Source organism: Streptomyces sp. NPDC034049 (assembly GCF_055575575.1).
Genome location: NZ_JBVISJ010000026.1, coordinates 13,335 through 38,266, shown reverse-complemented (window position 1 = coordinate 38,266; position 24,932 = coordinate 13,335). Strand labels below are relative to the sequence as shown.

The following is a 24,932-nucleotide window of genomic DNA, read 5'->3' as shown; positions in this document are numbered from 1 at the left end:
CCCCGAATCACCCGACGACCAGGAAAGCAGCCGGTCATGAAACACGGCACCCAGCAGGGCAGCAGTTCCTTCAGGCCCGGCCAGGTACGCCGCGACATCCCGGCCGGACTCCCGGCAGCTTCCGGGTACCCCACCGCGAGGAACGAACGTTGAGCAAGCCGACCGACAACCACCGTGACCCCTGCCTGCCCGCCGCCACGCGAGCCGAGCTGCTGCTGCGGGAGATGACCCTTGAGGAGAAGTGCCACCAGCTCGTCTCCGTCATGCCCTGGACCCTGGTCCGCGCCGACGGGTCGGACTCCGGCGAGCTCGAGGAATGGCTCGGGCACCCGCCGGGCCATGTGGCCGGACTGATCGTGGACACCCCGGCCAAGCTGGCACAGTTGGTCGGCAGCATCCAACGGCAGGCAGTCGAACGCACCCGGCTCGGCATCCCCGTGCTGTTCCACCAGGAGGCCCTCAGCGGATTCCTGGCCGGCGGCCACATGGCCTTCCCGACCGGTACCGGGCTCGCGGCCACCTGGAGCCCGGACCTCGTCCAGGACATGACCGAGCTGATCCGCGCCCAGATGATCCGCACGGGTGTCCGCCACGCGCTGTCGCCCGTCATGGACGTCGCGCTCGACCCGAGGTGGGGACGGGTACACGAAACCTACGGCGAGGACCCCTACCTGTCCGCCGCGCTCAGCGTCGCCTTCACGCGCGGCCTGCAGGGCGACGACCTCGCCCGGGGCGTCATCGCGACCGGCAAGCACTTCCTCGGCTACGCCCTCCCGATCGGCGGTTCCAACACCTCGGCGTACGAGGCAGGTGCGCGCTGGACCCGGGACCTGTTCGCCTACCCGTTCGAGGCCGCCATCCAGCTCGCCGGCCTGCGCTCGGTGATGAACTCGTACGCGGACGTGGACGGCATCCCCGTGGGCGTCTCGCGGGAGGTGCTCACCGACCTGCTGCGCGGGGTCCTCGGGTTCGACGGGTTCATCTCGTCGGACTACACGACCCTGGAACAGGTGGTCGACCGCCAGCGCGTTGCGGCCGACGCAGGAGAGGCGGCGTGCCTCGCGATCTCCGCCGGCCTCGATGTGGAGATGCCCAAGCCGTACGCCTACGGCCAGGTGCTCGCCCAACAGGTCGAGCAGGGCAAGGCGGACGTCCGCGACGTCGACACGAGCGTCCTGCGCGTTCTGAAGGCCAAGTTCGAGCTGGGCCTGTTCGAGAATCCCTATCCGGCCGAGCACATCGACGTGACCGCGGTCGCGGCCGAGGGCACGGACCTCTCGCATGAGCTGGCCCGGCGCTCCGTGGTGCTCGCCAAGAACGACGGCATCCTCCCCCTGACCCCCGGGACGCTGAACGTCGCCGTGATCGGGCCGCACGCCAATGCGGCCAGACTCCAATTCCCCACATACACCTATGCCTCATGGCGGGAAGCGACCGACGCCGTCACACGCGGCGAACTCGGCAACATGCTCGGCGCGGAAGACGTCACGACCTCCTGGTACAAGGCGATGTTCGACCCCGTCGACCCGGAGGCGTTTGTCCACGAACGGTTCGGGGCCCGCTCGATCTCGGAGGAGATCGCCGGATTCGCCCAGCAGGTGCGCAGCGAACAGGGATCCACGCTGACCCGCCCGCTGGAGCAGGAGGCCATCGACCGGGCTGTTGACATCGCACGGGAATCCGACATGGTGGTGCTCGCCCTCGGCGGCGGAAGTCTGTGGTTCACCGGAGAACGCACCGAGGGCGAGGCCAGCGATACCGCCGACATCTCCCTGCCGGCCGCACAGACCCGTATCGCCGAGGCGGTGGCAGCCACCGGCAAGCGCCTGGTCGTCGTGCTCGTGCAGGGACGTCCGTACGCACTGCCCGAGGTGGTACAGAACGCCTCGGCGATCGTGATGGCGCCCTACGGCGGACCGTTCGGTCCGAAGGCGATCGCAGAGGTCCTCTTCGGAGTCACCAACCCCAGCGGCAAGCTGCCCTACAGCATCCCCCGCCACTCCGGGCAGGTCCCCGTCTACCACCACCAGAAGGCCGGCTCCGGCTACCGCAACCCGCTGCCCCCGAACGTCACCCAGCACTATCTCGACCTGGAGGCCACACCGTTCCTCCCGTTCGCGCACGGTCTGAGCTACACCGACTTCGACCTCGGCGGCCTGTCCCACGACACCCGGATCGACACCGACGGGACCGCACGGATCACCGTCACCGTTACCAACACCGGCCCTGTGACGGGCGCGACCGTCGTCCAGCTCTACGTCCGGGTCAACACCAAGGGCCTCACCCGGCCCGCGCAGCAGCTGGCCGGCTTCAGCCGCATCGAACTGCCCCGAGGCGAATCCCGCCGGATCACCTTCCGCCTCGCCGCAGCCCAGCTCGGCTACACCAACCTCGCCCGAGACTTCGCTGTCGAGCCCGCGCGCGTGGACTTCTTCCTCGGCTTCGACTCCGACGACCGGCGGGTCGAAGGAGCCTTCGACCTGGCGGGCAAGCCCCGTGTCCTCACGAGCGCCGACCGCGCCTTCCTGTCCGACGTGGAGATCGAGAATGTCTGAGCTGCCCAACCCGCTGATCCCCGGCTTCAACCCTGACCCGAGCTGCATCCTCGTCGACGGGACGTACTACCTGGTGACGTCCACATTCGAGTACCTGCCCGCCCTCCCCGTCTACCGGAGCACGGACTTCGTCACCTGGGAGCACATCGGCAACGTCGCGACCAGGGAGGAACAGGTCGGCGTCGCTCAGGCCACCTCGGCCGCCGGCGTATGGGCCCCGACGATCCGTCACCACGACGGACTGTTCCACGTCATCGTCTCGGTGACCGACAGTCCGCGCGGATGCGTCGTGTTCACCGCCGAAGACCCGGCCGGGCCCTGGAGCGACGGCATCACCATCGCCGGCATCACCGGAATCGACCCCGACCTCGCCTGGGACGAGTCCGGCGCCGCCTACGTCACCTACAGCGCCCTGCACCTCGACGGCAGCGAGCATGTGGCCTTCAACGGCATCCAGCAGGCACGGGTCGACCTCGAAACGGGCAAGACCCTGGAAGAGCCGCGGCCGATGTGGTCCGGCACCGGCCTGATCGCCCCGGAGGCCCCTCACCTCTACCAGCGCGAGGGCTACTGGTACCTGCTCATCGCGGAAGGCGGCACCAGCCAGGGCCACGCCGTGAGCGTCGCGCGCAGCCGCTCCATCGAGGGCCCGTTCGAAGGTGCGCCGCACAACCCCGTGCTGCGCGAGGCGGGTTGGAACCACCCGGTCGAATGCACGGGCCACGCAGACCTCGTCCCAGGCCCGGACGGCGACGATCTCCTCGTCCTGCTCGGCACACGCCGCGCCGGCCACGGCTCGCCACTGGGCAGGGAAACCTATGTCACCGCCGTGGAGTGGCGCGACGGCTGGCCGCAGCCCGCGCACGTTGACCTCAACCTGCGTCCGGAACCGGTGGAGGAGTACTTCGACTTCGCGGACGGCTCCGCCCTGACCGACCCCGGCTGGCTCGCCGTCGGTCGGCCGCCCGCCGAGCTCGCCTCTGTCGGCGAGCAGCCCGGTCGGCTCACGATCCGCGCCGCCGCCGACGGCGGCCTCGACGCCTTCCGCCCCGCCTTCGTCGGGCGCCGCCAGCGCCATATGAACAGCGCCTTCGAGACCCGGATCGACCCGGGAGACGGTCGCGGCGGCCTCGGCCTGCGCTTCGTCGAGGACTTCACCCTCTGCCTCGTCGCAGAGCGCGCCCCCTCGGGAACCGGCACGAAGATCACGGCACGGGCGAGCATCCCGACCCTCAGCCAGTCCTGGAGCACCGAGGTCGCAGGCGACCAGGTCACGCTCCGCCTCACCACGCAGGTACCTCCGCGAGGGCGAGCCTCGTGGTTTCCCCCCGGTGACCGCATCCGGCTGATCGTCGTGGACGACACCGGCGCCGAGACCCAACTGGCCGAAGTGGACGGTCGGTTCTGGTCGGTCGAGACCTCCGCGACGTTCACCGGCCGTGTCACCGGCATGTTCGCCGAGGAAGGCACCGTCCACTTCGCCGACTTCCGCTACCACGGCGAGGGCGGCTCATGACCACCGGATCCACGGGCACACCCAAGGGAACCACCATGTACGACTCCTTCCGGCCCGGCCAGACGTGGCTGGACACGAACGGCCACCGCATCCACGCACACGGCGGGTCCGTGCTGTTCGAGGGCGGCGTCTACTACTGGTACGGCGAGAACAAGGAGCACTCGAAGCCGGGGAGCGGCATCTGGACCTGGGGCATCCGCTGCTACACCTCCACCGACCTCTACAACTGGCAGGACCGCGGATTGATCATCCCGCCGGTCCTCGACGACCGCACGTCGCCCCTGCACCCGTCCCAGATGATCGACCGCCCGCACATCATCCACAACCCGCGCACGGGAACGTACGTCTGCTGGCTCAAGATCATGGGTGCCGGAGGCGAACAGCTCTGCACGGTTCTGACGGCGGACTCGCTCCTCGGCCCCTACGAGATCGTCCGTACGGGGCTCAGCCCGCTCGGCATGTCAGCAGGCGATTTCGACCTGGTCGTCGATCCGGCCGACGGCAAGGCGTACTACTACTTCGAGCGGGTGCACAGCGAGCTGATCTGCGCCGAACTCAACGATGACTACACGGATCTGACGGGGACGCACTCGACTCACTTCCCCCGCCCGCACCCCCCGCTGGTACGTGAAGCGCCCGCCTACTTCCGGCGCGGGGACAAGCACTACCTGATCACTTCGGGTACGACGTGGTACTTCCCGAACCCATCGGAAGCGGCTGTGGCCGACACGTACCACGGCCCGTTCACCGTGCTCGGCGACCCGCACCCCAGAGACCCGAGCGGCACCTCGTTCCGGTCGCAGATCAGCTCCGTCTTCCAGCACCCGGACCACGACGACCTCTACATCGCGATCGCGGACCGGTGGCTGCCCCAACTGTCGGAGGAGGAGTCGAACTGGGGCGAAGCCTTCCAACGGCACTACTCGGCGAAGGCGGAGGGGCGAGAGGCTCCTTCCCTCGTACTGCCCGAGGCCGATACATCGGTCGCGGACCACGTGTGGCTTCCCATCCGGTTCGACGGTGAGATGCCAGTGATCGAATGGCACGACGAGTGGCGTATCGAGGACGCCAAGTGACGGTCACCTGGATGGACTTGGCCCCCAGGGGCTTGCTCGAAGTCACGGGCGGTTGACGATGCCGGCATCCGCCTACCGGGACCTGCTGCGCACGCCGTCGGTGCCCTGGCTGCTCGCGACCTCGGTCATCGGCCGTCTCAACCAGGGCATGACCGGTCTGGCTCTGCTGATGCTCACGACCGAGCATGCGACCTACGCCGTGGCCGGCGTGGTGTCGACGGCCGGTGTGGTGGGAGGCTTCATCGCCGGGCCGGTCCTCAGCCGGTGGGCCGATGCCCGTGGCCGCCGCCGAGTGCTCACTGTCACCGCGGTTCTCAACGCGTTCACCATGGGCGCGCTGGTCCTGGCACCGCCGCAACCGGCCCTGCTGACCGGTCTCTCGTTCCTGTGCGGGCTGTGCACACCTCCGATGACGGCGTCGGTGAGAGCGGCGCTGCCCGCACTCGTCGGCGAGGACCGGCGCCGCACCGTCTTCGCCCTCGAGTCGACGTTGCAGGAACTGATCTTCGTACTCGGCCCGCCCGCCACCGCGATGCTCGCGGTGCTCGGCGGGCCCCGACTTGCGGTGGGGGCCTGCGGGGCGCTCGTGTTCCTCGGAACCCTGGGATACGTGCGCGACCGCAACGCTGAAGCGGGCCGCACCGCAAGAACCCACGCCAAGGGTCGCCGCTCCGTCCTGCGCGCCCCCGGTGTCCTGCGCATCCTCCTGTCCGGAGCCCTGCTGTACGGGGCGCTCGGCTGCCAGGCCATCGGCACGGTCGCGCTGGCGAGCGGCTCGCAGGTGTCCACGGACGCCGGGTTCGTCCTGGCGGCAGGGAGTCTCGGTTCGCTCCTCGGGGGCCTGATCTATGGGTCGCTGACACGCCATCGTGCGGGCCTTCGGCACCTGATGGTGTTCGTGGCCGCGGGTCTGGCCACGTTGCTGCTCGCATCCGATGAGCGCGTGCTGACCGTGCTGGTGTTCTGCTGGGGATGCACGCTGGCCCCGGCGATGTCCCGGCTGTTCGAACGGCTGTCGTCACTGGCACCGTCCGAGTCCGCGACTGAGGCGTTCGGCTGGATGAACAGTTCAGTCGCCGCCGGTAACGCTCTTGGCACCGTACTCAGCGGCATTCTGGTCACTGCGTACGGTGCCCGGGCACCGTTGGTGGTGGCATGTGCCGCGGCCCTTCTCGCAGCTCTGCTCTGCGAGCCGTGGCCCGTGTTCAGCCGCCGATCACGTCGATCCACGGAGCCGGAAGCGGTCGACCACACCGACACCAGAAACTCCTCCTGAGTCGCTCCTCCCGTTCACTTCCACTCCCCGATCTCCTGGAGTCCCTCATGCCATATGGCCCTTCCTCCGTCCTCGGTGAGGTGCTGCGCGATCAGCGGGCCGCCGCAGTGGTCCGCACGTACCTGCCCGGGCTGGACGACGACCCCGTACGCGTGCCGGCACCCACCACCAGGTCACGTCCTTCATGACGGGGATCCGGAGTGACCCCCGCAGCCCGGGAGCGCTCTTCGCCGAACTGGCCACCCTCGAGGAGGCGACGCTTGCCCCGTTGCCTGTCGCAGACGTGGAGGTCGTTCCGGCTGCGGATTACGAGGCGGATGACGTCCCGGTCGGCAGCGCGCGCTCAGTGGCCGAGGAGACCGCCACACGATGGTCGGCCTATGAGCTGGAGCTTCACGGCCCGGGCCACGGCAACCCCTTCACGGACGTTGCCGTGCGGGCCGAATTCACCTGTGGCGAGCGCAGGTTGACCGCGCACGGCTTCTACGACGGCGAGGGTGTCTATCACATCCGGCTCCTGCCGAACGAGGAAGGGGTCTGGACATTCCGTACGTTCAGCAACGCCCGCTCACTGGACTCGATCACCGGCACTTCCACTGCGGGCCCGCCGGCCCCGGCGACCACGGCCCGGTCCGCGTCCACGAAGGTGCCCACTTCCGCCACGCTGACGGCACCCGGTTCCTGCCACTGGGAACCACCGCGTACGCCTGGACACATCAGGGTGACGCGGTGGAGGAACAGACTCTCCGCTCCCTCGCGGGCAGCCCTTCAACAAGATGGACGCGGCGGCGGAGTTCCCGCAGCAGCGGGCCCGGTTCGACCTGTGGGCCGAGGGCCGGGAGAAGCGCACCCCTTCCGCAGAGAACCGGTCGTGACGGCAACTCAGGCCAGCTTCGCGGCCAGCCGTTGCGCGTTCATGTAAGCGATCGACTCGATCGAGATCATCGGGTTCACTCCCGACGCGGTCGGGAAGCAGGATGCGTCCGCGACCACGAGGTTCTTCACGTCCCAGGTCTCGCCGTCCGGGTTCAGTGCGGACATGTCCGGCGCTCCGCCCATCCGAGCGCTGCCCATGATGTGCAGCGAGGCGAGGGACAGGCTCGCCGGGGCCGCTCCCCGCTTTCGGGCCTCCCCAATGAACGAGTCGATACTTCTGCCCCTGCCGGGCTCGTAGCTCAGCGTCCGGTGGTGCGTGGTGAACAGCTTCGTCGCGCCCGCTGCTTCGGCGATCCGGGCGGCGCCCTCGAACCCCTTCATCAGTAGTTCGGTGTCGCCGCGGGAGAGGACGTATCTGGCGACCGGCTCGCCATCCTTGCCGATCTTCACGGTGCCACCGGGTCCCTTGTCCCGAACGATGATGGCGACGCAGAGCATGTTCTTGAGCTCCTGCATGCGCTCGAGGTGCTGGGCTCCACTGCGCCAGTTCACGAACCCGGAGCTGAATGCCGGAGTCATCGGAACGGTCTCGAAGAGAACGCCGTAGCCGTCCCCGTCCAGGTCGGTCCATTCGTCCACGTATCGGGCCTGCATCGCGCCTTCCCATGGGTTCACCAGTTCGGGCATCCGGGCCCAGAGCCCGGTGGCGGGGTGCAGCCGCAGGTGCCTGCCTATGTTCGGGTTGCCGAGGCCGGATCGCTTGAGCAGCGCCGGGGTCTGGATCGCACCCGCCGAGACGACGACTGCGCGGGACTTCACTGTGAGCACATTGCCGCCGGGCGAGATCGCGGTGACGCCGACGGCCTTGCCGTGCTCGATGGTGACCTTCGTTGCCTTCGCGCCGACGTAGATACGAGCACCAGCCTCGGCAGCGTCGGCGAGCCAGGTCTTGGTGACCGATTGCTTCGCACCGATGCGGCAGCCCATGCCGCAGCGCCCGCATTCGATGCCCTGGGAACAGCCCATGACATTGCGCGGCATGGCTCCGCGACTCCAGCCGATCTTCTCGGCACCCCGGTCAAGCAGTTGGTCGCGGATCCCGGCTTCGTTGTGGTCGGTGTTCACTCCGAGGCGGGCACTGACTGCTGCGATTGCGTCGTCGTACTCCGAGGTCGCGAACTGCGGTGTGCCGAGCCTGGCCCATTCGGCCCGGACGTGATCGGGCGTCGGCAAGGACGTCGTGAAGTTGACGACCGTGCCGCCGCCGAGGCCGCGGCCGGCGACCAGGGCCACCTGGCCCTCCGAGGTGATGCCGGGTGAGCCGGCGTAGAGATGGGAGAAGCCAGTGCGCTCACTGCCGTCGAAGTCGCGGTCGTCGTGGTAGTCGCCGGCTTCGAGGATGACCACGTCCAGGCCGGCCTCGGCGAGCGCCCCCGCTGCCGTCCCGCCGCCTGCACCGGAGCCGACGACGACCACGTCGCAGACGATCGTCTCGGTCCGGGTCACCCGCTCGGGCTTGAGCGTCGGGTCTGGTGCGTCCTCGAGTACACCCAGAGGGCCCGGATATCCCATCGAGTCCCACAGGGCCGGGCCGCCGGTGATGTAGTACGGCGCCAGGGACGCGCCCTTGAGGGCACCGAACAGTGCGCGCTTGGCCGCAAGACGGGAGTCCGAGAGTGAGAGCAGCGCCCGCTCACGGCCGGACCTGTCGAGGTCGGAGAACTTCCGTGGACGCCCCGTCAGCAGGAGCCCGAGCAGCCGGGTGTCCCAGAGCCGCAACAGCGTCCTGAGCTGCTTGAGCTCGGCCTCGCGCGGGTTGGTGCCGGCAAACTCGAGCGCGAACTCCGGGGCACCGACGGCGCTGGCAGCAGGGACCCCGGCGCCGTCGCCAGGAGCGAAGGTGTCGCTGATCAGGCGCAGCGCGGCGAGGTGCTGTTCGGTGAACGTCATGACGGGGACACCTCTGTGGTCACTTGACGAACGGGAGTCGGCGAAGACCCCGCTGCATCGTCGTCAACATGGCGGAGTACTTCTCCTCGCTGACGCCTGGAGGCGCAGCCATCGGCGCCAGCCGCTGCACACTGATGGTCTGGGACTCCGCGTACTTGGCAATGCCGTGGTGGCCATTCCGGCGGCCGATGCCGGATGCCTTGAAACCACCCATCGGGGCATCGATGGACGATGCAGCTGCGATCCAGCCTTCATTGACGTTGACCATGCCGGTCTGCAGCTGCGCGGCCACCCTGTATCCGCGACGACCGCTGCCGCTCCACACCGAGGCGCTGAGTCCGTAATCTGAGTCATTTGCCCTCGAGATCGCCTCGTCGATCGTGGCGACCCGCTCAACTGCGACGACCGGTCCGAAGATCTCCTCGCGCGCGCAGGACGCGGTTTCCGGAAGCCCCGTCAGCACCGTCGGCTCGTAGAACGCCGGCCCGATGTCAGGGCGAGCGCGTCCACCCGCTTCGATGCGTGCGCCACGGTGAACAGCGTCATCGACGTACGCGGCCACCATCTCGCAGTGGGCCGGGCTGATGAGCGAGCCCATGTCAGCTGTCCAGTCGAGCTGCCCGTGCATCACCAGGCGCTTGGTGCGTTCGGCGAGACGTTCGACGAATTCGTCGTACACGCGGTCGTGGACGTAGGCGCGCTCGACGGAGAGGCAGAGCTGGCCGGCGTTTGCGAAGCACGCTCGGATCGCACCCTCCGCGGCCTTGTCGACGTCGGCGTCGTCGAGCACGATCATCGCGTTCTTCCCGCCGAGCTCCATCGAGCAATCGATCAGCCTGGCCGACGCGCGGGCCGCCACCTCGCGTCCTGTCTTCGAGCTGCCGGTGAACTGGACGAAGTCGGATTCGTCGACAATCGCCGACCCGACGACAGAGCCCCGACCGGTGACGACTTGGACGAGATCCCGCGGCATTCCGGCTTCGCGCAGCAACTCCACGGCCCAGAGGGCGCACAGTGGCGTCTGGGAGTCAGGCTTGAGTATGGCGGCGTTCCCAGCGGCGATCGCAGGGAGGATGTCGGCGATGGTGAGGATCATCGGATAGTTCCACGGGCCGATGAAGCCGATCAGACCGCGAGCTGGGTGGCGCTCGATCGTCTTCGTCAGGATCGGAACTGCTCCGCGTCGCCGCACGTCGCGAAGGTGGTGCGCCGCGGTATTGGCGTAGTAGCGGGCGGCGTTCGAGGTGCCGAGAACCTCCTCGAAGGCGTGCTTGCGAGCCTTGCCGGCTTCGAGCTGCATCAAGTCCAGCACCTCGTCCTGACGGGCAAGCAGCAGATCGTGGAACCGACGCAACACCCGTGCCCGACCGCGGAAGCCCAGGGCCTCCCAACCGGGCTGGGCACGGCGGGCGCGCGCAGCGGCGGCTGCCACGTCCTCGACACCACACGACGGAACGACCGTGAGTGGCTCACCGGTGAAGGCAACGCGGACAACCATGGTCTCCTGGGGCGCTTCTTGGCGAGCAACCGTTTTGACCAGGTCTTCGAGGCGCGCGTCGGTGGCCCATCCACGTGGGTGGCCGAGGTTGGTGCTGGTGTGTGATTCCGCGGTCATCGTTCACTGCTTCCTGAAGAAGTGCGGGCGAAAAGTTGAGGCGTTGCGATCCGGCGTCGTTGTCACGGGCCGATGGCCCGTCGAGGGTGGAGTTGCCGCGGGTGCCCGTGGCACCTGTGACTGAGCGAGGCGAAGGGTGACTACCTGGCCGCGGGCACCGCCGGCCGGACCGGAGGTGCCGCCGGGACATCGACGGCGTGGTCAAGGCCCGCCACGGAGATGCCCGAGCGCACCTTGTAGCGCCTGTTGATGGAGATGAGCACGGCGGTCAGCGGCTCAAGCTGCCGGGCCATACGCAATGCTCCGGCATCGATGCCAGGTCGGCCGGTGATGGTGGCGGCGAGCTCGATCACCGCGGCCTTCGCGTCGGAGTCGTGCCCGCACACGAGCACGTCCTCGTGGTCCAGCAGGTCCGCACTCCCGTTGAGGGAGACAGCCGAGAGATGGTGGAATGCGCCGATCACCCTTGACTCGGGCAGCAGCCGCTGCGCCTCCTCGGCGGCCGAGGTCGGCCCGAGGTCGAGTCCGTACGGTCCGCGCTTGTCGAAGCCGATGGGGTTCACGCAGCTGATCACCACCTTGCCCGCGAGATGGGGGGCGAGGTCGGCGACCAGGGCGTCGTGGCCGTCGTAGGGGACCGCCAGCAGCACGAGGTCGGCGACCTGGGCGGCCTCGTCGTTCCGGGCGCCGCGCACTGTCGCGGAACCGACGCGCTCGCTGAGTTCCGCTGCCGCGGCGACGGCGCGCTCCTGGTCGCGAGACCCGAGCACGATCTCGTGTCCGCCTCGTGCGAAGCGGTAGGCCAGGCCCTTGCCCTGGGGTCCGGTGCCGCCGATGACTGCGATGACGCTCATGTGAGTTCCTCGGTGGGTGGGAGTGCGGGAGAGGCCTCTCGGCTGCGAAGGGCCCTGCGCAGGATCTTGCCGGCGGGCGACTTGGGGATCTGTTCGAGGAACTCGACGTGCCGGATCTTCTTGTAGTGCGCGACCCGGGCGGCCACGAATTCCTTGACGTCATCGGCATCGAGGTCGGGGTGCGAGTCGTGTCGGACCACGAACGCCTTGGGGGACTCGCCGCTGTCGGCATCGCTCACGCCGATGACGGCGGCGTCGGCGATGCCCGGGTGCGTGAGGAGTACAGCCTCCAGCTCGGCGGGCGCGACCTGGTAGCCCTTGTACTTGATGAGTTCCTTGAGCCGGTCGACGACCCGGAAGACCCCGTCGGCGTCGACCGTCACGATGTCGCCGGTGTGCAGGAAGCCGTCCTGGTCCACGGCGGTCGCGGTCGCGGTCGGGTTGTTCAGATAGCCACGCATGATGTTGGGGCCGCGGCACCAGAGCTCGCCGCGTTCGCCCGGTGCGACGTCGTCGCCTGTGACTGGGTCGACGATCCGCGCCTGGACGCCGGGCATCAGCACGCCGATGGTGCCGCGGTCGATGTCGGGCCGCTCCACGGGGATCCCGTGGGTGCAGGGGCTGGACTCGGTGAGCCCGTAGGCCTGGATGACGGTGGCGCCGAGGCGCTCCTGGAGCCGCTCTGCCAGGCTGGTGTCCAGGGGGGCGGCGACGCAGTCGATCAGCTCGAGGCTGCTCAGGTCGAAGGAGTCGACCAGGGGGCTGTTCAGCAAGGCGACTGCAATCGGCGGAACGATGACGGTGTAAGCGATCCGGAACTGCTCGATCGCCGTCAGGAACGCCTCGATCTGGAACCGAGGGAGGGTGACCAGGCTCCCGCGCTTGTACAGTCCGAGGTTCATGATGCCGTTCAGGCCGGCGATGTGAAAGAACGGAATGGCCGCCAGCATGTTGGGGTTGTCGGTGCGCGGGGCGAGTGGCTCCATCTGCAGCAGGTTGGCGCCGAGGTTGCCGTGGGTGAGCATCACGCCCTTGGGCACCCCCGTAGTCCCTGACGAGTAGGGCAGGACTGCCAGGTCGTCCGCACAGACGCGAGCAGCTCCGGCGGCGGGCGTCGTGGACAGCAGGTTGTCGTAGGGCGTCTCGCGGACGGTCCCCTCCTGCGGGTCTGCGGGGCCGAGGACGACGATCTCCTCCACCTGCACGCCCGGCTCCGTCGCAGCGGCGCGGACGGCTGCGAGCCCCATCGGTGCGACGAAGACGAAGCGTGTGCGGGAGTCGCGGAACTGATGCGCGAGCTCTCGGGCGCCGTAGAGCGGGTTGGCCGGGGTGAGGACGCCTCCGGAACGCAGCACGCCGTGGAAGACGGCGGGGTAGTCGGCGGAGTTGGGTGCGACGAGTGCGGCCACGTCGCCCCGCTTCATGCCCCGCGCGGCCAGAGCGTTCGCGATGCTGCCGGCGGCCGACACGAGTTCGCCGTAGCTGTAGTGGTGCCCGTTGGCAGCGTCGATGGTCGCGGTCTGCGCGAGCTCGGCAGGAGTGAGCCCGCCGAACAACAGATCAGGCAGGGACTCGCGGGGGGGCACCACGTCGGGGTAGGGGCTGCGGAGGATCATCGACGGGGCTCCTTGGGAAGGCCGAGCACCATCTCGCCGATGATGTTCCGCTGGACCTGCGACGACCCGGCGTAGATGGTGCCGGCGCGCGAGTTGAGGTAGACGCTCGTCCACGAGGCCGAGGAGTTCGGCGCCCCGGGGTCGTCGGTGTGGTACCAGTTGGGCGAGGGGCGCCCGCTCGGCGCCAGGCCCTCGAGGCCCAGGACGTCGAGGGCGAGCTCGGTCACCACGCGGTGGTACTCGCTCCACAACAGCTTGAAGGCGGCAGCCCCGGGACCGGGCTCATCTCCCTGGATCAGTTGCGCCGCGATGCGCCGGCCGTGGCAGCGCAGCTGCTCGACCTGGACGTGACACCACGCGAACGCGCGCCGGATGCCAGGGTCACCGACGAGTCCTTGATCGCGGATCAGATCGGCCAGCCGGCTCAGCTCGTTGCGGAACCTGATCGGGGCGTGCAGTGCCGTTTCTCCCCGCTCGAAGCCGAGCAGGGTCATCGCGACCGACCAGCCCCGGTTGATCGGACCGACGACGAGCTCGGCCTGTGTGGTCGCGTCGTCGAAGAAGACCTCGTTGAAGTCGGTTTCGCCGGTGAGGTTCCGGATCGGGCGGATCTCCACACCGGGCTGGTCAAGTGGGACGAGCAGCATGCTGATGCCGCGGTGCGGAGCCGCCTCGCGGTCGGTCCGGGCCAGCACGAACATCCAGTTCGCCACGTGGGCACCCGAGGACCACAGCTTCTGTCCGTTCAACACCCAGCGGTCCCCGTCGAGTTCCGCGCGCAGTGCAAGGGACGCCAGGTCGGAGCCGGCACCGGGCTCGGAGAAACCCTGGGCGAAGACGTACTCGGCCGGCTCGGACCACTGCAGCATCGTGTTGCCGAGCATGCTGATGCCGAAGGAGTCGTTGTCCGAGCCGAAGGGGACGCCGGCGCCGGTCAGCTCCTCGACGAGTACGACGAGCTCGGCGGCGCTGAGCCCGGCGCCGCCGTACTCCTTTGGCCAGGACGGTGCGAGCCAACCGCGCGCGGCGAGCTCGGAGCGGATCCGGCCGCGGAAGGCGTCGTACTCCGCGCCGTCGAGGGTGCCGATGCCGCGCGCGTCAGCGGTCAACTGGCCGGCGACGAACTCCCGCACCTCGGTGCGAAACGACTCGACCTCTGCGCCGAGCCGGGGGCGGGTGAGCTGTGGTTCCACGCTGTGGTCCTCCTAGCGGCCTGCCATTGCGCTGCCGCCCACAAGGTTGCGTAGATAGACTGACCCCGTCAAGTGCTAAGTCTTATTTAGATATCCGCTACGATGGCGTCATGAGGAGAACGTCATTCGCGAACTGGCCGTGCTCGATCGCGCGCACGATGGACCTGCTGGGCGACTGGTGGACGCCGCTCGTGCTCCGTGAGGCGTACTACGGCATCCGCAGGTTCGACGAGTTCCAGCAGGAGTTGGGCGTCGCCCGAAACACCCTTTCGGACCGCCTGCGCAGGCTGGTCGACGAAGGACTGCTGGAGAAGGAGCTCTACAGCACCGAGCCGAAGCGCTACGAATACCTGCTCACCGAGAAAGGACGGGACTTCTTCGGCGTGATCGCGGCGATGTCGCGCTGGGGTGACACCTGGCTGGCGGGGGAGGCGGGCCCGCCGATGGTCTTCCATCACGAGTCGTGCGGCAACGACACGCACGCCGAGGTGGTCTGCGCCGAGTGTCAGGAGGCCTTGCGCTCCGAGGACGTCACGATGCAGATGGGGCCCGGCTATCCGGAGCGGCTCAGGGAGCGACCCGACGTCCAGCGTCGGTTCGCGCGTCAGGCTGGAGCATCTCGGGCGTCAGAATGATCCAAGCTCAGTTTGATCGTCGGCGTCGTCGACGGAGGCCGTCAGTTCGAGGACGGTCCTGACCACAAGCTCCGGATCGTCGTACATGGGCACGTGTCCGACTCCCGGCAGCGTGACCCACTCGGCATCCGGCACCAGCTCGGGGAATCGGGCGCCGTAGGGCCGGCGAGGGATCATGGCGTCCTCCTCGGCCCACGCGATGCGAACCGGGCAATCGACAGCGCCCATCGTGTGCTCGGTTGTCAGGAGCCACTCCTTCAGGGGCTGCCAGATCGTGCACTCGGACATGTCATGGGCGAAGGCGAGAGCAGCCTCGGCCGACATCCGGTCGCCATGAGCGACGGCGAGCTTCAGGCCGATCCTCCGGCCGAATCCGGAACGAAAGAGCACCGGCAGCAGGGGAGCGCCCGCCAGTCGACGTGCCATGGCGAATTTCAGATTCAGCGTCCGAAGGTGCGCGCCTTCGGGCTCCCATCCCAGCGCGGGCGAGATGGCGGTGACCGACAGGGCCCGCCCGCGGGCGGCCAGTTCCAGGGCCAGCCATCCACCCAGGGAGTTGCCGACGAGGTGGGCGCGGTCCACGCCCGCGGCATCGAGGTCCCGCTCCAGCTGGTCCGCCAGGGCCCCAGCTGTCGGCCGGACTCCTGGCTGTAGCGGTGTCCCGCCTGCATGGCCCGCGAGACGAGCCACGTGCACGCGGTGCCGGCGTTGCAGTTCAGGCACCACGGGGTCCCAGTTTCGCCAGCTGGCCGTATAGCCGTGAATGCACAGGAGATCAGAAAAAGCGGGCGGCATCCGGCTACCTCGTCGGGTGGGTGGATTCTGTTGCGGATCGAAGGGTTGCGTAGATAGACGGACTCCGTCAAGACCCGGGACCCTTCTGAACTCAACGGTTGCATATTAAGACGCACTCTGGTCATGATGGCGCCCTCCCTGTTCGGAGATGTCGTCAGAGGAGGACGTCCATGCAACTGTCCGAGGAGCACCACCAGCTGGCCCTCAGCGCCCGCGGGGTGCTCGGCGCTGCGGCTCGCGTCGATCCGGTGCCGCCGACATGGGAAGACCGCGCGGCCGGACTGAACCGGGAGCTGTGGCGGTCACTGGCAGACCTGGGCCTCTTGGGCGTCGGCGTGGCCGAGGAACGCGGCGGATCCGGCGGCGGCATGCGCGAGCTGTGCCTCCTCGCCGAAGAGGTGGGGTCCGCGGTGCCGCGCATCCCGTTCTCCGGGACAGCCGCCGTGCTCGCGGCTACCCGCATCGATGTGTCGGACGTCGTCGACGGGTCGGCGGTGACGGTGCCGGCCTGGGAGACCTTCCCGACCGGACTCGTCCCGCGATCGCGCGCAGACGCGCTGAGACTCCACGGCGACACCGTGGACGGCACTCTCCTGAGCGTCGCCTTCGGCATGGACGCCGAGCGACTCCTCGCGTTCGCCGGCACTGTGCCGGTGATAGTGGACCTTCAGGCGCCCGGCGTTCGCCGGACTCCCGTCGACTCCTTCGACGTCACAGAGCCGTCCGCGGCCATCGAGCTCGCCGGGGTGACGGCCGCGCTTGTGGAGCCGGTCGCGAGCCTGGACCGGGTCCGGGCGGTGCTCGCCGCGGAGCTGATCGGTACGGGCCAACGGGCCCTGAGCGGCGCGGTCGAGTTCGCCGGGCAGCGCCATCAGTTCGGTCGTGCGATCGGATCCTTCCAGGCGATCAAGCACCTGCTGGCGGACCGGCACGTCCAGCTGGACGCCGCACGACTCCTCGTCGAGTGGGCTGCGGCCGCCCTCGACGACGAGCGACCGGACGCAACGGCCGCCGCGCAGACCGCCCTTGCCGCGGCCGTCGACGCCGCCGACTGCGCGACCCGTGATGCCCTGCAGGTGCACGGCGGCATCGGGTTCACCTGGGAGCACCCCTCGCACGTCTACCTCAAGCGCGCACGGGCACGTCGTTCCCTGCTCGGATCGGTCGCGGCCCAGCTCGACGCCCTCGCCGATCAGGTCCTCGCAGCGCACTGACCGCCTGATCTCAAGGAGAACACCATGCAACTCGGCATCAACCTGGGCTACTTCGGCCTCGGAAACACCACCGACGGGTTTGCCGTCGCCCAGGAGGCCGACCGGCTCGGCTACTCCTCCTGCTGGGCCGCCGAGGTGTACGGCTCCGACGCCGCCACTGTCCTGGCCTACGTGGCGTCCAGGACAGAGCGCATCGACATCGGCTCCGCGATCTTCCAGATCCCGTCGCGCACCCCCGCCATGACCGCGATGACCGCCGCGACCCTCGACATGCTCTCCGGAGGCCGCTTCCGCCTGGGCCTGGGCGTTTCCGGCCCCCAGGTCTCCGAGGGCTGGTACGGCGCGCGGTTCGACAAGCCGCTCGCCCGCACCCGCGAGTTCGTCGGAATCGTCCGCAAGGCGCTGGCGCGCGAGCGGCTGGCCTACTCCGGGGAGCATTGGACACTGCCGCTGCCGGACGGCCCCGGCAAGGCGCTGAAGCTCACCATCGGCCCGGTCCGCAACCCGCTCCCGATCTACATCGCCGCCATCGGTCCCAAGAACCTCGAGCAGACCGGCCGGATCGCCGACGGCTGGCTCGGCATCTTCTTCGCGCCGGAACACGCCGAGGTCTCGCTCGCCCCGCTCCGTGAAGGGCGCGGCGGCAGCCTCGAAGGGTTCGACGTCGCTCCAACCGTGCCGGTCACCTTCACCAGGACCGACAGCGAGTCCGACCTCCGCGCCGCGGCAGACGCCCAGCGGGCGTACACCGCGCTGTACGTCGGCGGAATGGGCAGCCGGTCCCAGAACTTCTACAACCAGCTCGCCTGCCGCATGGGCTACGAAGACGCGGCCGCCGAGATCCAGGAGAAGTACCTGGCCGGCGACACGGCCGGAGCACTGGCCGCAGTGCCGCACGACCTGATCGACGCGACCACGCTGATCGGCACCAAGAAACGCGTGGCCGACCGGCTCCAGGCCTACGCGGACGCCGGGGTGACGACCCTGATCGCCTCGCACGGCGGCGCTGCCCCGGGCGGTGTCGGACCAACCCTGGAGGAACGCATGGTCACGTTGAGGACACTCGCCGAGGCGGCCGAGCTGGCCGGCGTCTGATCCGATGGAAGCCACTGGGGTCAGGCCGGCCGAGGTGCGCCGCGCGCTCGCTCGAGCCGAGCGTGGTGCCGCGATCGACGAGAACGAGGCCACCGCGCTGCTGGCCGCGACCGGCCCCGAGCTCGACCGGCTGTGCACGGTGGCAGCCCGCGTCCGTGATGCTGGGCTGGTCGCGGCCGGCCGTGCGGGGGTGGTGACGTACTCGCCGAAGGTGTTCATCCCGGTGACCCGGCTGTGCCGGGACCGGTGCCACTACTGCACGTTCGTGGAGACTCCCGCCCATGGGGCCCGTGACGGCCGGGCGCCGTACCTGTCTCCCGACGAGATCCTCGACATCGCCCGCCAGGGCGCGGAGCTGGGCTGCCTGGAGGCGCTGTTCACCCTCGGTGACCGTCCCGAGGACCGGTGGCCGCAGGCGCGCGCCTGGCTCGACGAACAGGGCTATGATTCCACGCTGGCCTACCTGCGGGCGATGGCGGTGCGAGTCCTGGAGGAGACCGGGCTGCTGCCGCACCTCAACCCCGGGGTGATGTCGTGGACGGAGATGAACCGGCTCAAGCCGGTTTCGCCATCGATGGGCATGATGCTCGAGACGACATCGCGGCGGCTGTTCGAGATCAGGGGCGAAGCGCACTACGGCTCACCGGACAAGGACCCCGACGTGCGGCTCCGGGTGCTTCAGGACGCCGGCCGCCTGTCGCTGCCGTTCACCACGGGACTGCTTGTCGGCATCGGCGAGACGCTCCGCGAGCGGGCGGCGACGATCTTCGCGCTGCGGCGTACCTCGCGCGCCTTCGGCGCTGTCCAGGAAGTGATCGTCCAGAACTTCCGCGCCAAGCCGGACACCGCGATGCGGCACGTCGACGACCTCGGCCTCGAGGACTACCGCGCCGCGATCGCGGTCACCCGTCTCGTGCTCGGTCCGAAGGTGCGGGTCCAAGCGCCTCCCAACCTGGTCGACCTTGGCGAGTGCCGTCTCCTGCTCGAGGCCGGCATCGATGACTGGGGCGGAGTGTCGCCGCTGACCCCCGACCACGTGAATCCCGAGCGGCCGTGGCCGTCACTGGACGGGCTGCGCTCGCTCACCGCTGACGCCGGTCTGGAACTGCGGGCGCGACTGACGTTGCACCCGGAGTACGTCATCGGCTCCCTGCATCGAGGCGAGCCGTGGCTGGACCCCCGGCTCATGTCGCACGTCGCGGCGCTGGCTGGGGAGGACGGCCTGGCTCTCCCGGGCGTGCGGCCCACTGGCCTGCCCTGGCAGGAGCCGGATCCAGCACTGAAGGACCACGGGCGCACCGACCTGCACAGCGACATCGACACGACGGGACGCGCCCACGACCGACGAACCGACTTCGACACCGTGTACGGCGACTGGGAGGCGCTGCGAGAGCAGCTCGCCGGTCGCCAGGCCGGACAGGGCGCGCCGCGGAAGCTGCCGCCCGACGGCAGAGCGGCGCTGGCCGCTGCCGAGTGCAACCCCGCCGGGCTGACCGATGTGCAGGCCCTGACGCTGATGACCGCCGACGACGAGCTGCTCGACCAGATCTGCGGCCTGGCAGATGACCTGCGGCGGGACGTCGTCGGTGACGAGGTCACCTACGTGGTCAACCGGAATATCAACTTCACCAATGTCTGCTACGTCGGGTGCCGGTTCTGTGCGTTCGCCCAGCGGCGTTCCGACGCCGACTCCTACTCGCTCTCGCTGGAGCAGGTGGCCGATCGGGCCGAGGAAGCCTGGAGGCTGGGCGCGACCGAGGTCTGCATGCAGGGCGGGATCGACCCGGAGTTGCCCGGCACGGCGTACTTCGACCTCGCCGCGGCTGTGAAACAACGCGTGCCGCAGATGCACGTCCATGCGTTCTCTCCGATGGAGATCGTGAACGGGTCCTCGCGCACGGGCCTGAGCTTCGAGGACTTCCTGATCCAGGCCCGCGAGGCTGGACTCGACACGATCCCGGGTACCGCAGCGGAGATCCTCGACGACGAGGTGCGCTGGATCCTGACCAAGGGCAAACTCCCCACTGCCACGTGGATCGAGGTCGTCAGCACTGCCCACAAGGTCGGCCTGCGGTCGAGCTCCACGATGATGTACGGCCACGTCGACGATCCCCGCCACTGGGTCAGCCATCTGCGCGTGCTCGGCCGGATCCAGGACGAGACCGGCGGGTTCACCGAGTTCGTACCGCTGCCGTTCGTGCACACCAGCTCACCGATCTACCTCGCCGGCCTCGCCCGCCCGGGCCCCACCATGCGCGACAACCGGGCCGTTCATGCCATGGCCCGGATCATGCTGCACGGGCGGATCGACAACATCCAGGCCTCCTGGGTCAAGCTCGGTGTCGAGGGCACCCAAGCAATGCTCCGAGCGGGTGCCAGCGACGTCGGCGGCACACTGATGGAGGAGACCATCTCCCGGATGGCCGGCTCCGAGCACGGCTCGGCCAAGACGGTCAGCGAGCTCACCGACATTGCGGCGGGCGTCGGGCGAACCGTCCGCCAGCGGACAACGGCCTACGGCTTCGTCGCTGCGGACGGCCACCATCGGCTCTCGGACTGACGTGAACGGCCATCCCTGGCGAGTGGTGATCTGTGCGCGCCGGCTCGATGTCGCCAAGAGCCGGCTCCGGCCGCTGGGCGAGGCAGCGCGCCGAGGCCTGGCGCTGGCAGGGCTCGGCCTGAATGGGGCCTTCTTGCACGGCATGGGCGCCGGCAGGTCAGGCGACACCTGGACGGCGACGTTGATGGCAGACCTGCCGTGCCTGACCTCCCACGTTCTGCAGCGTGTGCTGGACGCCGCAGCCCGGCACCGCACCGCAGTGGTCGCTGACCGTGGGGGCATGGGATCGACCCTGTTCACCACTGCGCCCGACTGCCCCGCGCGGCCCCGGTTCGGAGACGGTTCCCTCCGTCAGCACGTTGCGGCCGGTGCCACGCCGGTCGCCGCGGACGAGCCCCGTGCTCGATGCGACGTGGACACCCAGGCGGATCTTGGCATCGCGCTCGGCCTCGGAGTGGGGACACACACGACGCGAGCTGTCGAGGACTTCGGCCTTGACAGAGATGGTCTTAATAAGCAACTTTAGAGGTCATAGCCTCAGTTCGGCTGTTCTGACGTCTAGAAGGAGGCTCTGCTTGTGGAGTGGACGGGCGCGCGTTATGCGGACAAACCGACGGTCGAGGTGCCGATCTGGATCGATGCCCCGCCGGAGCGGGTGTGGCAGCTGGTCTCGGACGTCGGACTGATGCCGGCCATGAGCGCGGAGCTTCAGTCGGTGGAGTGGCTCGACGGGGTCACCGGGCCCGCCATCGGCCACAGGTTCATCGGTCGCAGCAAGCACGAGTCGCTGGGCGAGTGGCAGACCACGTCGTATGTCGTCGAGTACGAACCGCCGCGGGTTTTCGCCTGGGCGGTCGAGGACCCCGAACTCCCCTCCGCGATCTGGCGCTTCACGGTCGAACCGCAGGACGGCGGGACGCTGCTGCGGGAGTGGATGCAGATGGGGCCGGGCCGCTCGGGTCTTTCCTTCGCCATCGACCGTATGCCGGAGAAGGAGCAGAAGATCGTCTTCGTGCGCATGCGTGAGTTCGAGACCAACATCACCACCACTCTCGAAGGAATCAAGAAGTTGATCGAAGAACCCGGAAAGGCGCGTGGATGATGCGTACGGCGACCACGATCGAGGCGTCCACGAACTGGCCGGAGACGGTGGACTTCGTCACTGAGGCGGAAAAGCTCGGCATGGACATCTGCTGGGTGGCGGAAGCCTGGGGCGCTGAGGCGCCCTCACCGCTGGGCTACCTCGCCGCGCGCACGGAGCGCATGCTTCTCGGCTCCGCGATCATCCAGCTCGCCACGCGCACCCCCATGGCCATCGCCCGCGCCGCGATCACCCTCTCGAACATCTCCGAAGGCCGCTTCCTGCTGGGACTGGGCCCGTCCGGACCCCAGGTGATCGAAGGCCTGCACGGCGTCCCCTTCGCCCGGCCCCTGTCGCGCATGCGGGAGACGGTCGAGATCGTGCGGCAGGCCGCCACGGGAGAGAAGGTCTCCTACGCCGGGCGGGAGTTCCAGATCCCCCTGCCCGACGGGGAAGGCAGGCCGATGCGCCTGTCGATGCGCGCCGAACACGACATCCCGATCTACCTGGCCACCCTCTCGCCGAAGATGCTGCACCTGACCGGGCAGATCGCCGATGGCTGGCTGGGCACCAGCTTCGTTCCTGAGGGCGCCAAGGAGGCGTACTTCGACCACCTGGACGCAGGGCTTGCCGCGTCCGGTCGTACCCGCGCCGACTTCGACATCTGCCAGGGCGCGGAGGTGGCCTTCGCCGAGGACGAGGACGCGTTGCGCGCGATGGTGGCCGGCCGGAAGAAGGAGCTGGCCTTCAGCCTCGGCGGTATGGGTTCGGAGCGTACGAATTTCTACAACAACGCCTACAGCCGCCAGGGTTGGGCGGAGATCGCGGCGGAGGTCCGTGAGCGCTGGCAGGCCGGCGACAGGGACGGCGCGGCCGGTCTGATCACCGACGAGATGGTGCTGGCCACCACGCTGATCGGCACCGAGGACATGGTGCGGCAGCGGCTGCGGGTGTGGCGCGACGCCGGAGTCGATATTGCCCGCTTCTACCCCGCCGGCGACACGCTGGACGCCCGGCTCACCAACCTCGGCCGGGCCATCGACCTGGTCCGCGAAATGGAGCGTGACGCCGACCGGTGACCAGCCGCGGACCCACAGGTCACGCCTGGGACAAGGGCCATGGGCCTGACCCCGCACGCGGAATCCGAGTGACGGCCAGGGAGCCTCGACCACTGACTTCGTGGTAATTCCGGCGGATGGGTCAGCGTCGAGCCAGGCCTTCGCGCCGGGCGGCGGCCGCCATGGCCTCAGCGACCGCGGGGGCCACCGGCGGGTCTAAGGGGAGGGGATGATGTGGTCGGGACGGAGTTCATCAACGCTCACGGGGGCGAGGGCGTCCGCTGCGGCGGGTTTCATGCCGGGGGTGATGCGGGAGGCGGTCAACCGGATGGGGGCCTCGGCGAGTTCGAGCCAGCGGTTGGCCTGTTCGGCGAGGAGGGGGCCGAAGCGGAAGGAGCGGGTGAGGGTGAGTGCGGTGGCGTCGGTGAAGTCGGTCATCACGTCCCGGGAGCCGCGCCAGCCGTAGATGGCCTGTGCGGAGTCGCCACCGGTGGCAGTACGCCTCCGGCTGCCCGCCCCGGCCGCGCAACCAGCCGGGCACCGGCAGCAGCGGCCGGGCCCCGGCCCACTCCGCGTCCGTCATGTCCGTGGGATACCGCCGAACACGTTCCGGGCGATCGGCCGCATTCCCCAACAGGTGAGCGACGCAATCACACGTCGGCTCCACCGGCGTAAGCGCGTACAACTGCGGCAATAGGGTGAAGGCCGGGTTCGGTCCGCACGGCGTCGCGGTGACGGACATGATCCTGGCCTTCGGCGGCCGCGAGCATCTGACCGGCTGGCAGGTGGAGGTCAACCACGCCATCAAGGAGACCGGCCTGACCTTCAACACCGACGCAGTCCTGGCCCTGCCGACGAAGACCAGCGAGGTGCGCCTCTTCGAGCTCGACAACGGCACCATGTCCCAGGCCCGGCTCGCCAAGGAGGTCTGGGACTACGAGCGATACGCCGGGCACCGCGTCTGGGAGGGCGCCCGCGGCACGATCGGCGGGACGTTCCCGTTCTGGCAGCGCCACCGCTACACCCGCTCCCAGACCTTCCCGCGGCTGCACGTCGTGCTGGCGGGCAAGGAGGAGCACCTGCTCGACAACCGCCTCCAGGCGCTCACCGACGACGTGAAGGGCATCGCCGTCGCGGTGTGGGTGAACACCCTGCCCCGGCTCCAGCGGGGCGAGCCCTGGTACGAGATCGGCGTCGACGACCCGGGACGGCGCCGCGACCGCTACCCGGAGCCTGTAGGCCGCTGAAGGGGCGGAGCAGGCCCGCCGGAGACGACGATGCTCCCTCACCAACAGCCGTAGGGAGCGTCGTTCTGCGGGCCTGCTCTACCGAAGCCTGACGGCGGCGCGGCCCGGCCCGGTTCGCCCGGAGTCCCCATCACAGCCGATCAGGGGCCGATAGGGTTTCCAACGCCGCAGACCCCGTGGGCGATTCGTGTGAGGCCGCGCAGCTGCACCACCAGCGGTGCCAGGACCTGTGACTCGGCTGTTCTGAAGGAGATTCTGGTGACCGAGGTCCCCCGAGAGGAACGCTGCCCGTACTTCGCCTGCACCGCGTGCGGGCTGATCGGGGAGCCGGATTCCGCGGACTACGTCCTCACGGGCGACCGAGGACACGTCGACTGGACCCGGCCGGTGACCGTGGGTTGCGGCTTCTGCCGTACACACACCCAGATCACCAGCAGCGACATCCTGGACCGCGACACCGAGCATGCCTGCTCCCGGTGCGGAACCCGCACCGCCTGCCCGGCAGACGCCGATCGGGTCATCTGTTGGGGCTGCGGCCTCAACGAACCCGGAGCCGCGTCTGTGGGAGCCCGCGCCACCTACCGGCAGGACGTTGAGCGCGGCGCCGATCAGTGGGCCACCGCCCGTGTCCGCGTCGCCAAGGAGGATGCACGCGCCCGTGGGGCACTGCCCGGCTGGGCTTCGTAGCCTCCGCCGTTTACAGCCGCCCGAGCGCACTGG

At 69.1% G+C, this 24,932-nt stretch carries 21 protein-coding genes and 2 pseudogenes; 15 read left to right on the top strand and 8 right to left on the bottom strand.

What is annotated here, in order from left to right; genetic code table 11:
* The first annotated feature begins 149 nt into the window (after positions 1 to 149).
* The 6 genes and pseudogenes from ACZ52C_RS40265 to ACZ52C_RS40240 form a co-directional block, all read left to right on the top strand.
* Positions 150 to 2,555: a glycoside hydrolase family 3 N-terminal domain-containing protein gene (locus tag ACZ52C_RS40265; protein WP_469079502.1), complete on the top strand. Its 2,406-nt coding sequence runs from the start codon at positions 150 to 152 to the stop codon at positions 2,553 to 2,555.
* A complete protein-coding gene (locus tag ACZ52C_RS40260; protein ID WP_469079501.1) occupies positions 2,548 to 4,071 on the top strand; it encodes a glycoside hydrolase family 43 protein in 1,524 nt (507 codons plus the stop codon). The genes ACZ52C_RS40265 and ACZ52C_RS40260 overlap by 8 nt, the downstream gene beginning before the upstream one ends.
* Positions 4,068 to 5,147 carry a family 43 glycosylhydrolase gene (locus ACZ52C_RS40255; RefSeq protein ID WP_469079500.1) on the top strand — a complete coding sequence of 360 codons (1,080 nt, stop codon included), beginning with the start codon at positions 4,068 to 4,070 and terminating at the stop codon, positions 5,145 to 5,147. Before ACZ52C_RS40260 ends, ACZ52C_RS40255 begins: the two co-directional genes overlap by 4 nt.
* 100 nt (positions 5,148 to 5,247) lie before the next feature.
* The gene (locus ACZ52C_RS40250) at positions 5,248 to 6,423 is read left to right on the top strand and encodes an MFS transporter (protein WP_469079499.1); all 1,176 of its coding nucleotides are present in this window, start codon (positions 5,248 to 5,250) and stop codon (positions 6,421 to 6,423) included.
* A 47-nt stretch (positions 6,424 to 6,470) separates the two neighbouring features.
* On the top strand, positions 6,471 to 6,611 hold the full coding sequence (locus tag ACZ52C_RS40245) for a hypothetical protein (RefSeq protein WP_469079498.1): 141 nt from the start codon (positions 6,471 to 6,473) through the stop codon (positions 6,609 to 6,611).
* Positions 6,608 to 6,925, top strand: a pseudogene (locus tag ACZ52C_RS40240) (DUF5060 domain-containing protein); the annotation flags it as partial. The gene ACZ52C_RS40245 and the pseudogene ACZ52C_RS40240, both read left to right, overlap by 4 nt.
* Positions 6,926 to 6,927: 2 nt before the next feature.
* Here ACZ52C_RS40240 and ACZ52C_RS40235 read toward each other — a convergent pair.
* The 6 genes from ACZ52C_RS40235 to ACZ52C_RS40210 all read right to left on the bottom strand — a co-directional run bounded on the left by ACZ52C_RS40235 (position 6,928) and on the right by ACZ52C_RS40210 (position 14,527).
* Entirely contained in the window at positions 6,928 to 7,086 is a 159-nt protein-coding gene (locus ACZ52C_RS40235) for a hypothetical protein (RefSeq protein WP_469079497.1), read from the bottom strand.
* A gap of 219 nt (positions 7,087 to 7,305) precedes the next feature.
* A complete protein-coding gene (locus ACZ52C_RS40230; RefSeq protein WP_469079496.1) occupies positions 7,306 to 9,249 on the bottom strand; it encodes a GMC family oxidoreductase N-terminal domain-containing protein in 1,944 nt (647 codons plus the stop codon).
* A 19-nt stretch (positions 9,250 to 9,268) separates the two neighbouring features.
* Positions 9,269 to 10,864, bottom strand: coding sequence for a succinic semialdehyde dehydrogenase (locus tag ACZ52C_RS40225; protein ID WP_469079495.1), 1,596 nt, complete (start codon positions 10,862 to 10,864; stop codon positions 9,269 to 9,271).
* A 140-nt stretch (positions 10,865 to 11,004) separates the two neighbouring features.
* Complete coding sequence (npdG, locus tag ACZ52C_RS40220) at positions 11,005 to 11,718, bottom strand: NADPH-dependent F420 reductase (protein ID WP_469079494.1); 714 nt, start codon at positions 11,716 to 11,718, stop codon at positions 11,005 to 11,007.
* Positions 11,715 to 13,334: an AMP-binding protein gene (locus tag ACZ52C_RS40215; protein WP_469079493.1), complete on the bottom strand. Its 1,620-nt coding sequence runs from the start codon at positions 13,332 to 13,334 to the stop codon at positions 11,715 to 11,717. Before ACZ52C_RS40215 ends, npdG begins: the two co-directional genes overlap by 4 nt.
* Positions 13,331 to 14,527, bottom strand: coding sequence for an acyl-CoA dehydrogenase family protein (locus tag ACZ52C_RS40210; RefSeq protein ID WP_469079492.1), 1,197 nt, complete (start codon positions 14,525 to 14,527; stop codon positions 13,331 to 13,333). The genes ACZ52C_RS40215 and ACZ52C_RS40210 overlap by 4 nt, the downstream gene beginning before the upstream one ends.
* A gap of 110 nt (positions 14,528 to 14,637) precedes the next feature.
* Here ACZ52C_RS40210 and ACZ52C_RS40205 point away from each other — a divergent pair, with 110 nt between their 5' ends.
* A complete protein-coding gene (locus ACZ52C_RS40205) occupies positions 14,638 to 15,162 on the top strand; it encodes a winged helix-turn-helix transcriptional regulator (protein ID WP_469079491.1) in 525 nt (174 codons plus the stop codon).
* On the opposite strand, the gene ACZ52C_RS40200 is transcribed toward ACZ52C_RS40205, so the two are convergent.
* Positions 15,154 to 15,957, bottom strand: a complete 804-nt coding sequence (locus ACZ52C_RS40200) for an alpha/beta fold hydrolase (RefSeq protein ID WP_469079490.1) — start codon at positions 15,955 to 15,957, stop codon at positions 15,154 to 15,156. The genes ACZ52C_RS40205 and ACZ52C_RS40200 overlap by 9 nt on opposite strands.
* A 170-nt stretch (positions 15,958 to 16,127) precedes the next feature.
* Here ACZ52C_RS40200 and ACZ52C_RS40195 point away from each other — a divergent pair, with 170 nt between their 5' ends.
* Genes ACZ52C_RS40195 through ACZ52C_RS40170 form a run of 6 tightly spaced genes read left to right on the top strand, consistent with a single transcriptional unit; the run spans position 16,128 to position 22,986 of the window.
* Positions 16,128 to 17,171: an acyl-CoA dehydrogenase family protein gene (locus ACZ52C_RS40195; protein ID WP_469079489.1), complete on the top strand. Its 1,044-nt coding sequence runs from the start codon at positions 16,128 to 16,130 to the stop codon at positions 17,169 to 17,171.
* Positions 17,172 to 17,195: 24 nt separating this feature from the next.
* Positions 17,196 to 18,266, top strand: a complete 1,071-nt coding sequence (locus ACZ52C_RS40190; RefSeq protein WP_469079488.1) for an LLM class F420-dependent oxidoreductase — start codon at positions 17,196 to 17,198, stop codon at positions 18,264 to 18,266.
* 4 nt (positions 18,267 to 18,270) lie between these two features.
* The gene (locus ACZ52C_RS40185; protein WP_469079487.1) at positions 18,271 to 20,826 is read left to right on the top strand and encodes a bifunctional FO biosynthesis protein CofGH; all 2,556 of its coding nucleotides are present in this window, start codon (positions 18,271 to 18,273) and stop codon (positions 20,824 to 20,826) included.
* Position 20,827: 1 nt separating this feature from the next.
* Positions 20,828 to 21,352, top strand: a complete 525-nt coding sequence (locus ACZ52C_RS40180; RefSeq protein ID WP_469079486.1) for an NTP transferase domain-containing protein — start codon at positions 20,828 to 20,830, stop codon at positions 21,350 to 21,352.
* A 51-nt stretch (positions 21,353 to 21,403) separates the two neighbouring features.
* Complete coding sequence (locus ACZ52C_RS40175) at positions 21,404 to 21,928, top strand: SRPBCC family protein (RefSeq protein ID WP_469079485.1); 525 nt, start codon at positions 21,404 to 21,406, stop codon at positions 21,926 to 21,928.
* Positions 21,928 to 22,986 (top strand): LLM class flavin-dependent oxidoreductase, encoded by a 1,059-nt coding sequence (locus ACZ52C_RS40170; protein WP_469079526.1) that lies wholly within the window; start codon positions 21,928 to 21,930, stop codon positions 22,984 to 22,986. The genes ACZ52C_RS40175 and ACZ52C_RS40170 overlap by 1 nt, the downstream gene beginning before the upstream one ends.
* Positions 22,987 to 23,265: 279 nt before the next feature.
* Here the strand turns inward: ACZ52C_RS40170 and ACZ52C_RS40165 are convergent.
* Positions 23,266 to 23,451: pseudogene (locus ACZ52C_RS40165) on the bottom strand (DNA helicase); the annotation flags it as partial.
* A gap of 212 nt (positions 23,452 to 23,663) precedes the next feature.
* Here ACZ52C_RS40165 and ACZ52C_RS40160 point away from each other — a divergent pair.
* Together ACZ52C_RS40160 and ACZ52C_RS40155 are read left to right on the top strand one after the other, a co-directional pair.
* Positions 23,664 to 24,212, top strand: a complete 549-nt coding sequence (locus ACZ52C_RS40160; RefSeq protein WP_469079484.1) for a replication-relaxation family protein — start codon at positions 23,664 to 23,666, stop codon at positions 24,210 to 24,212.
* A gap of 258 nt (positions 24,213 to 24,470) precedes the next feature.
* On the top strand, positions 24,471 to 24,899 hold the full coding sequence (locus ACZ52C_RS40155; RefSeq protein WP_469079483.1) for a hypothetical protein: 429 nt from the start codon (positions 24,471 to 24,473) through the stop codon (positions 24,897 to 24,899).
* The last annotated feature ends 33 nt before the right edge of the window (positions 24,900 to 24,932 follow it).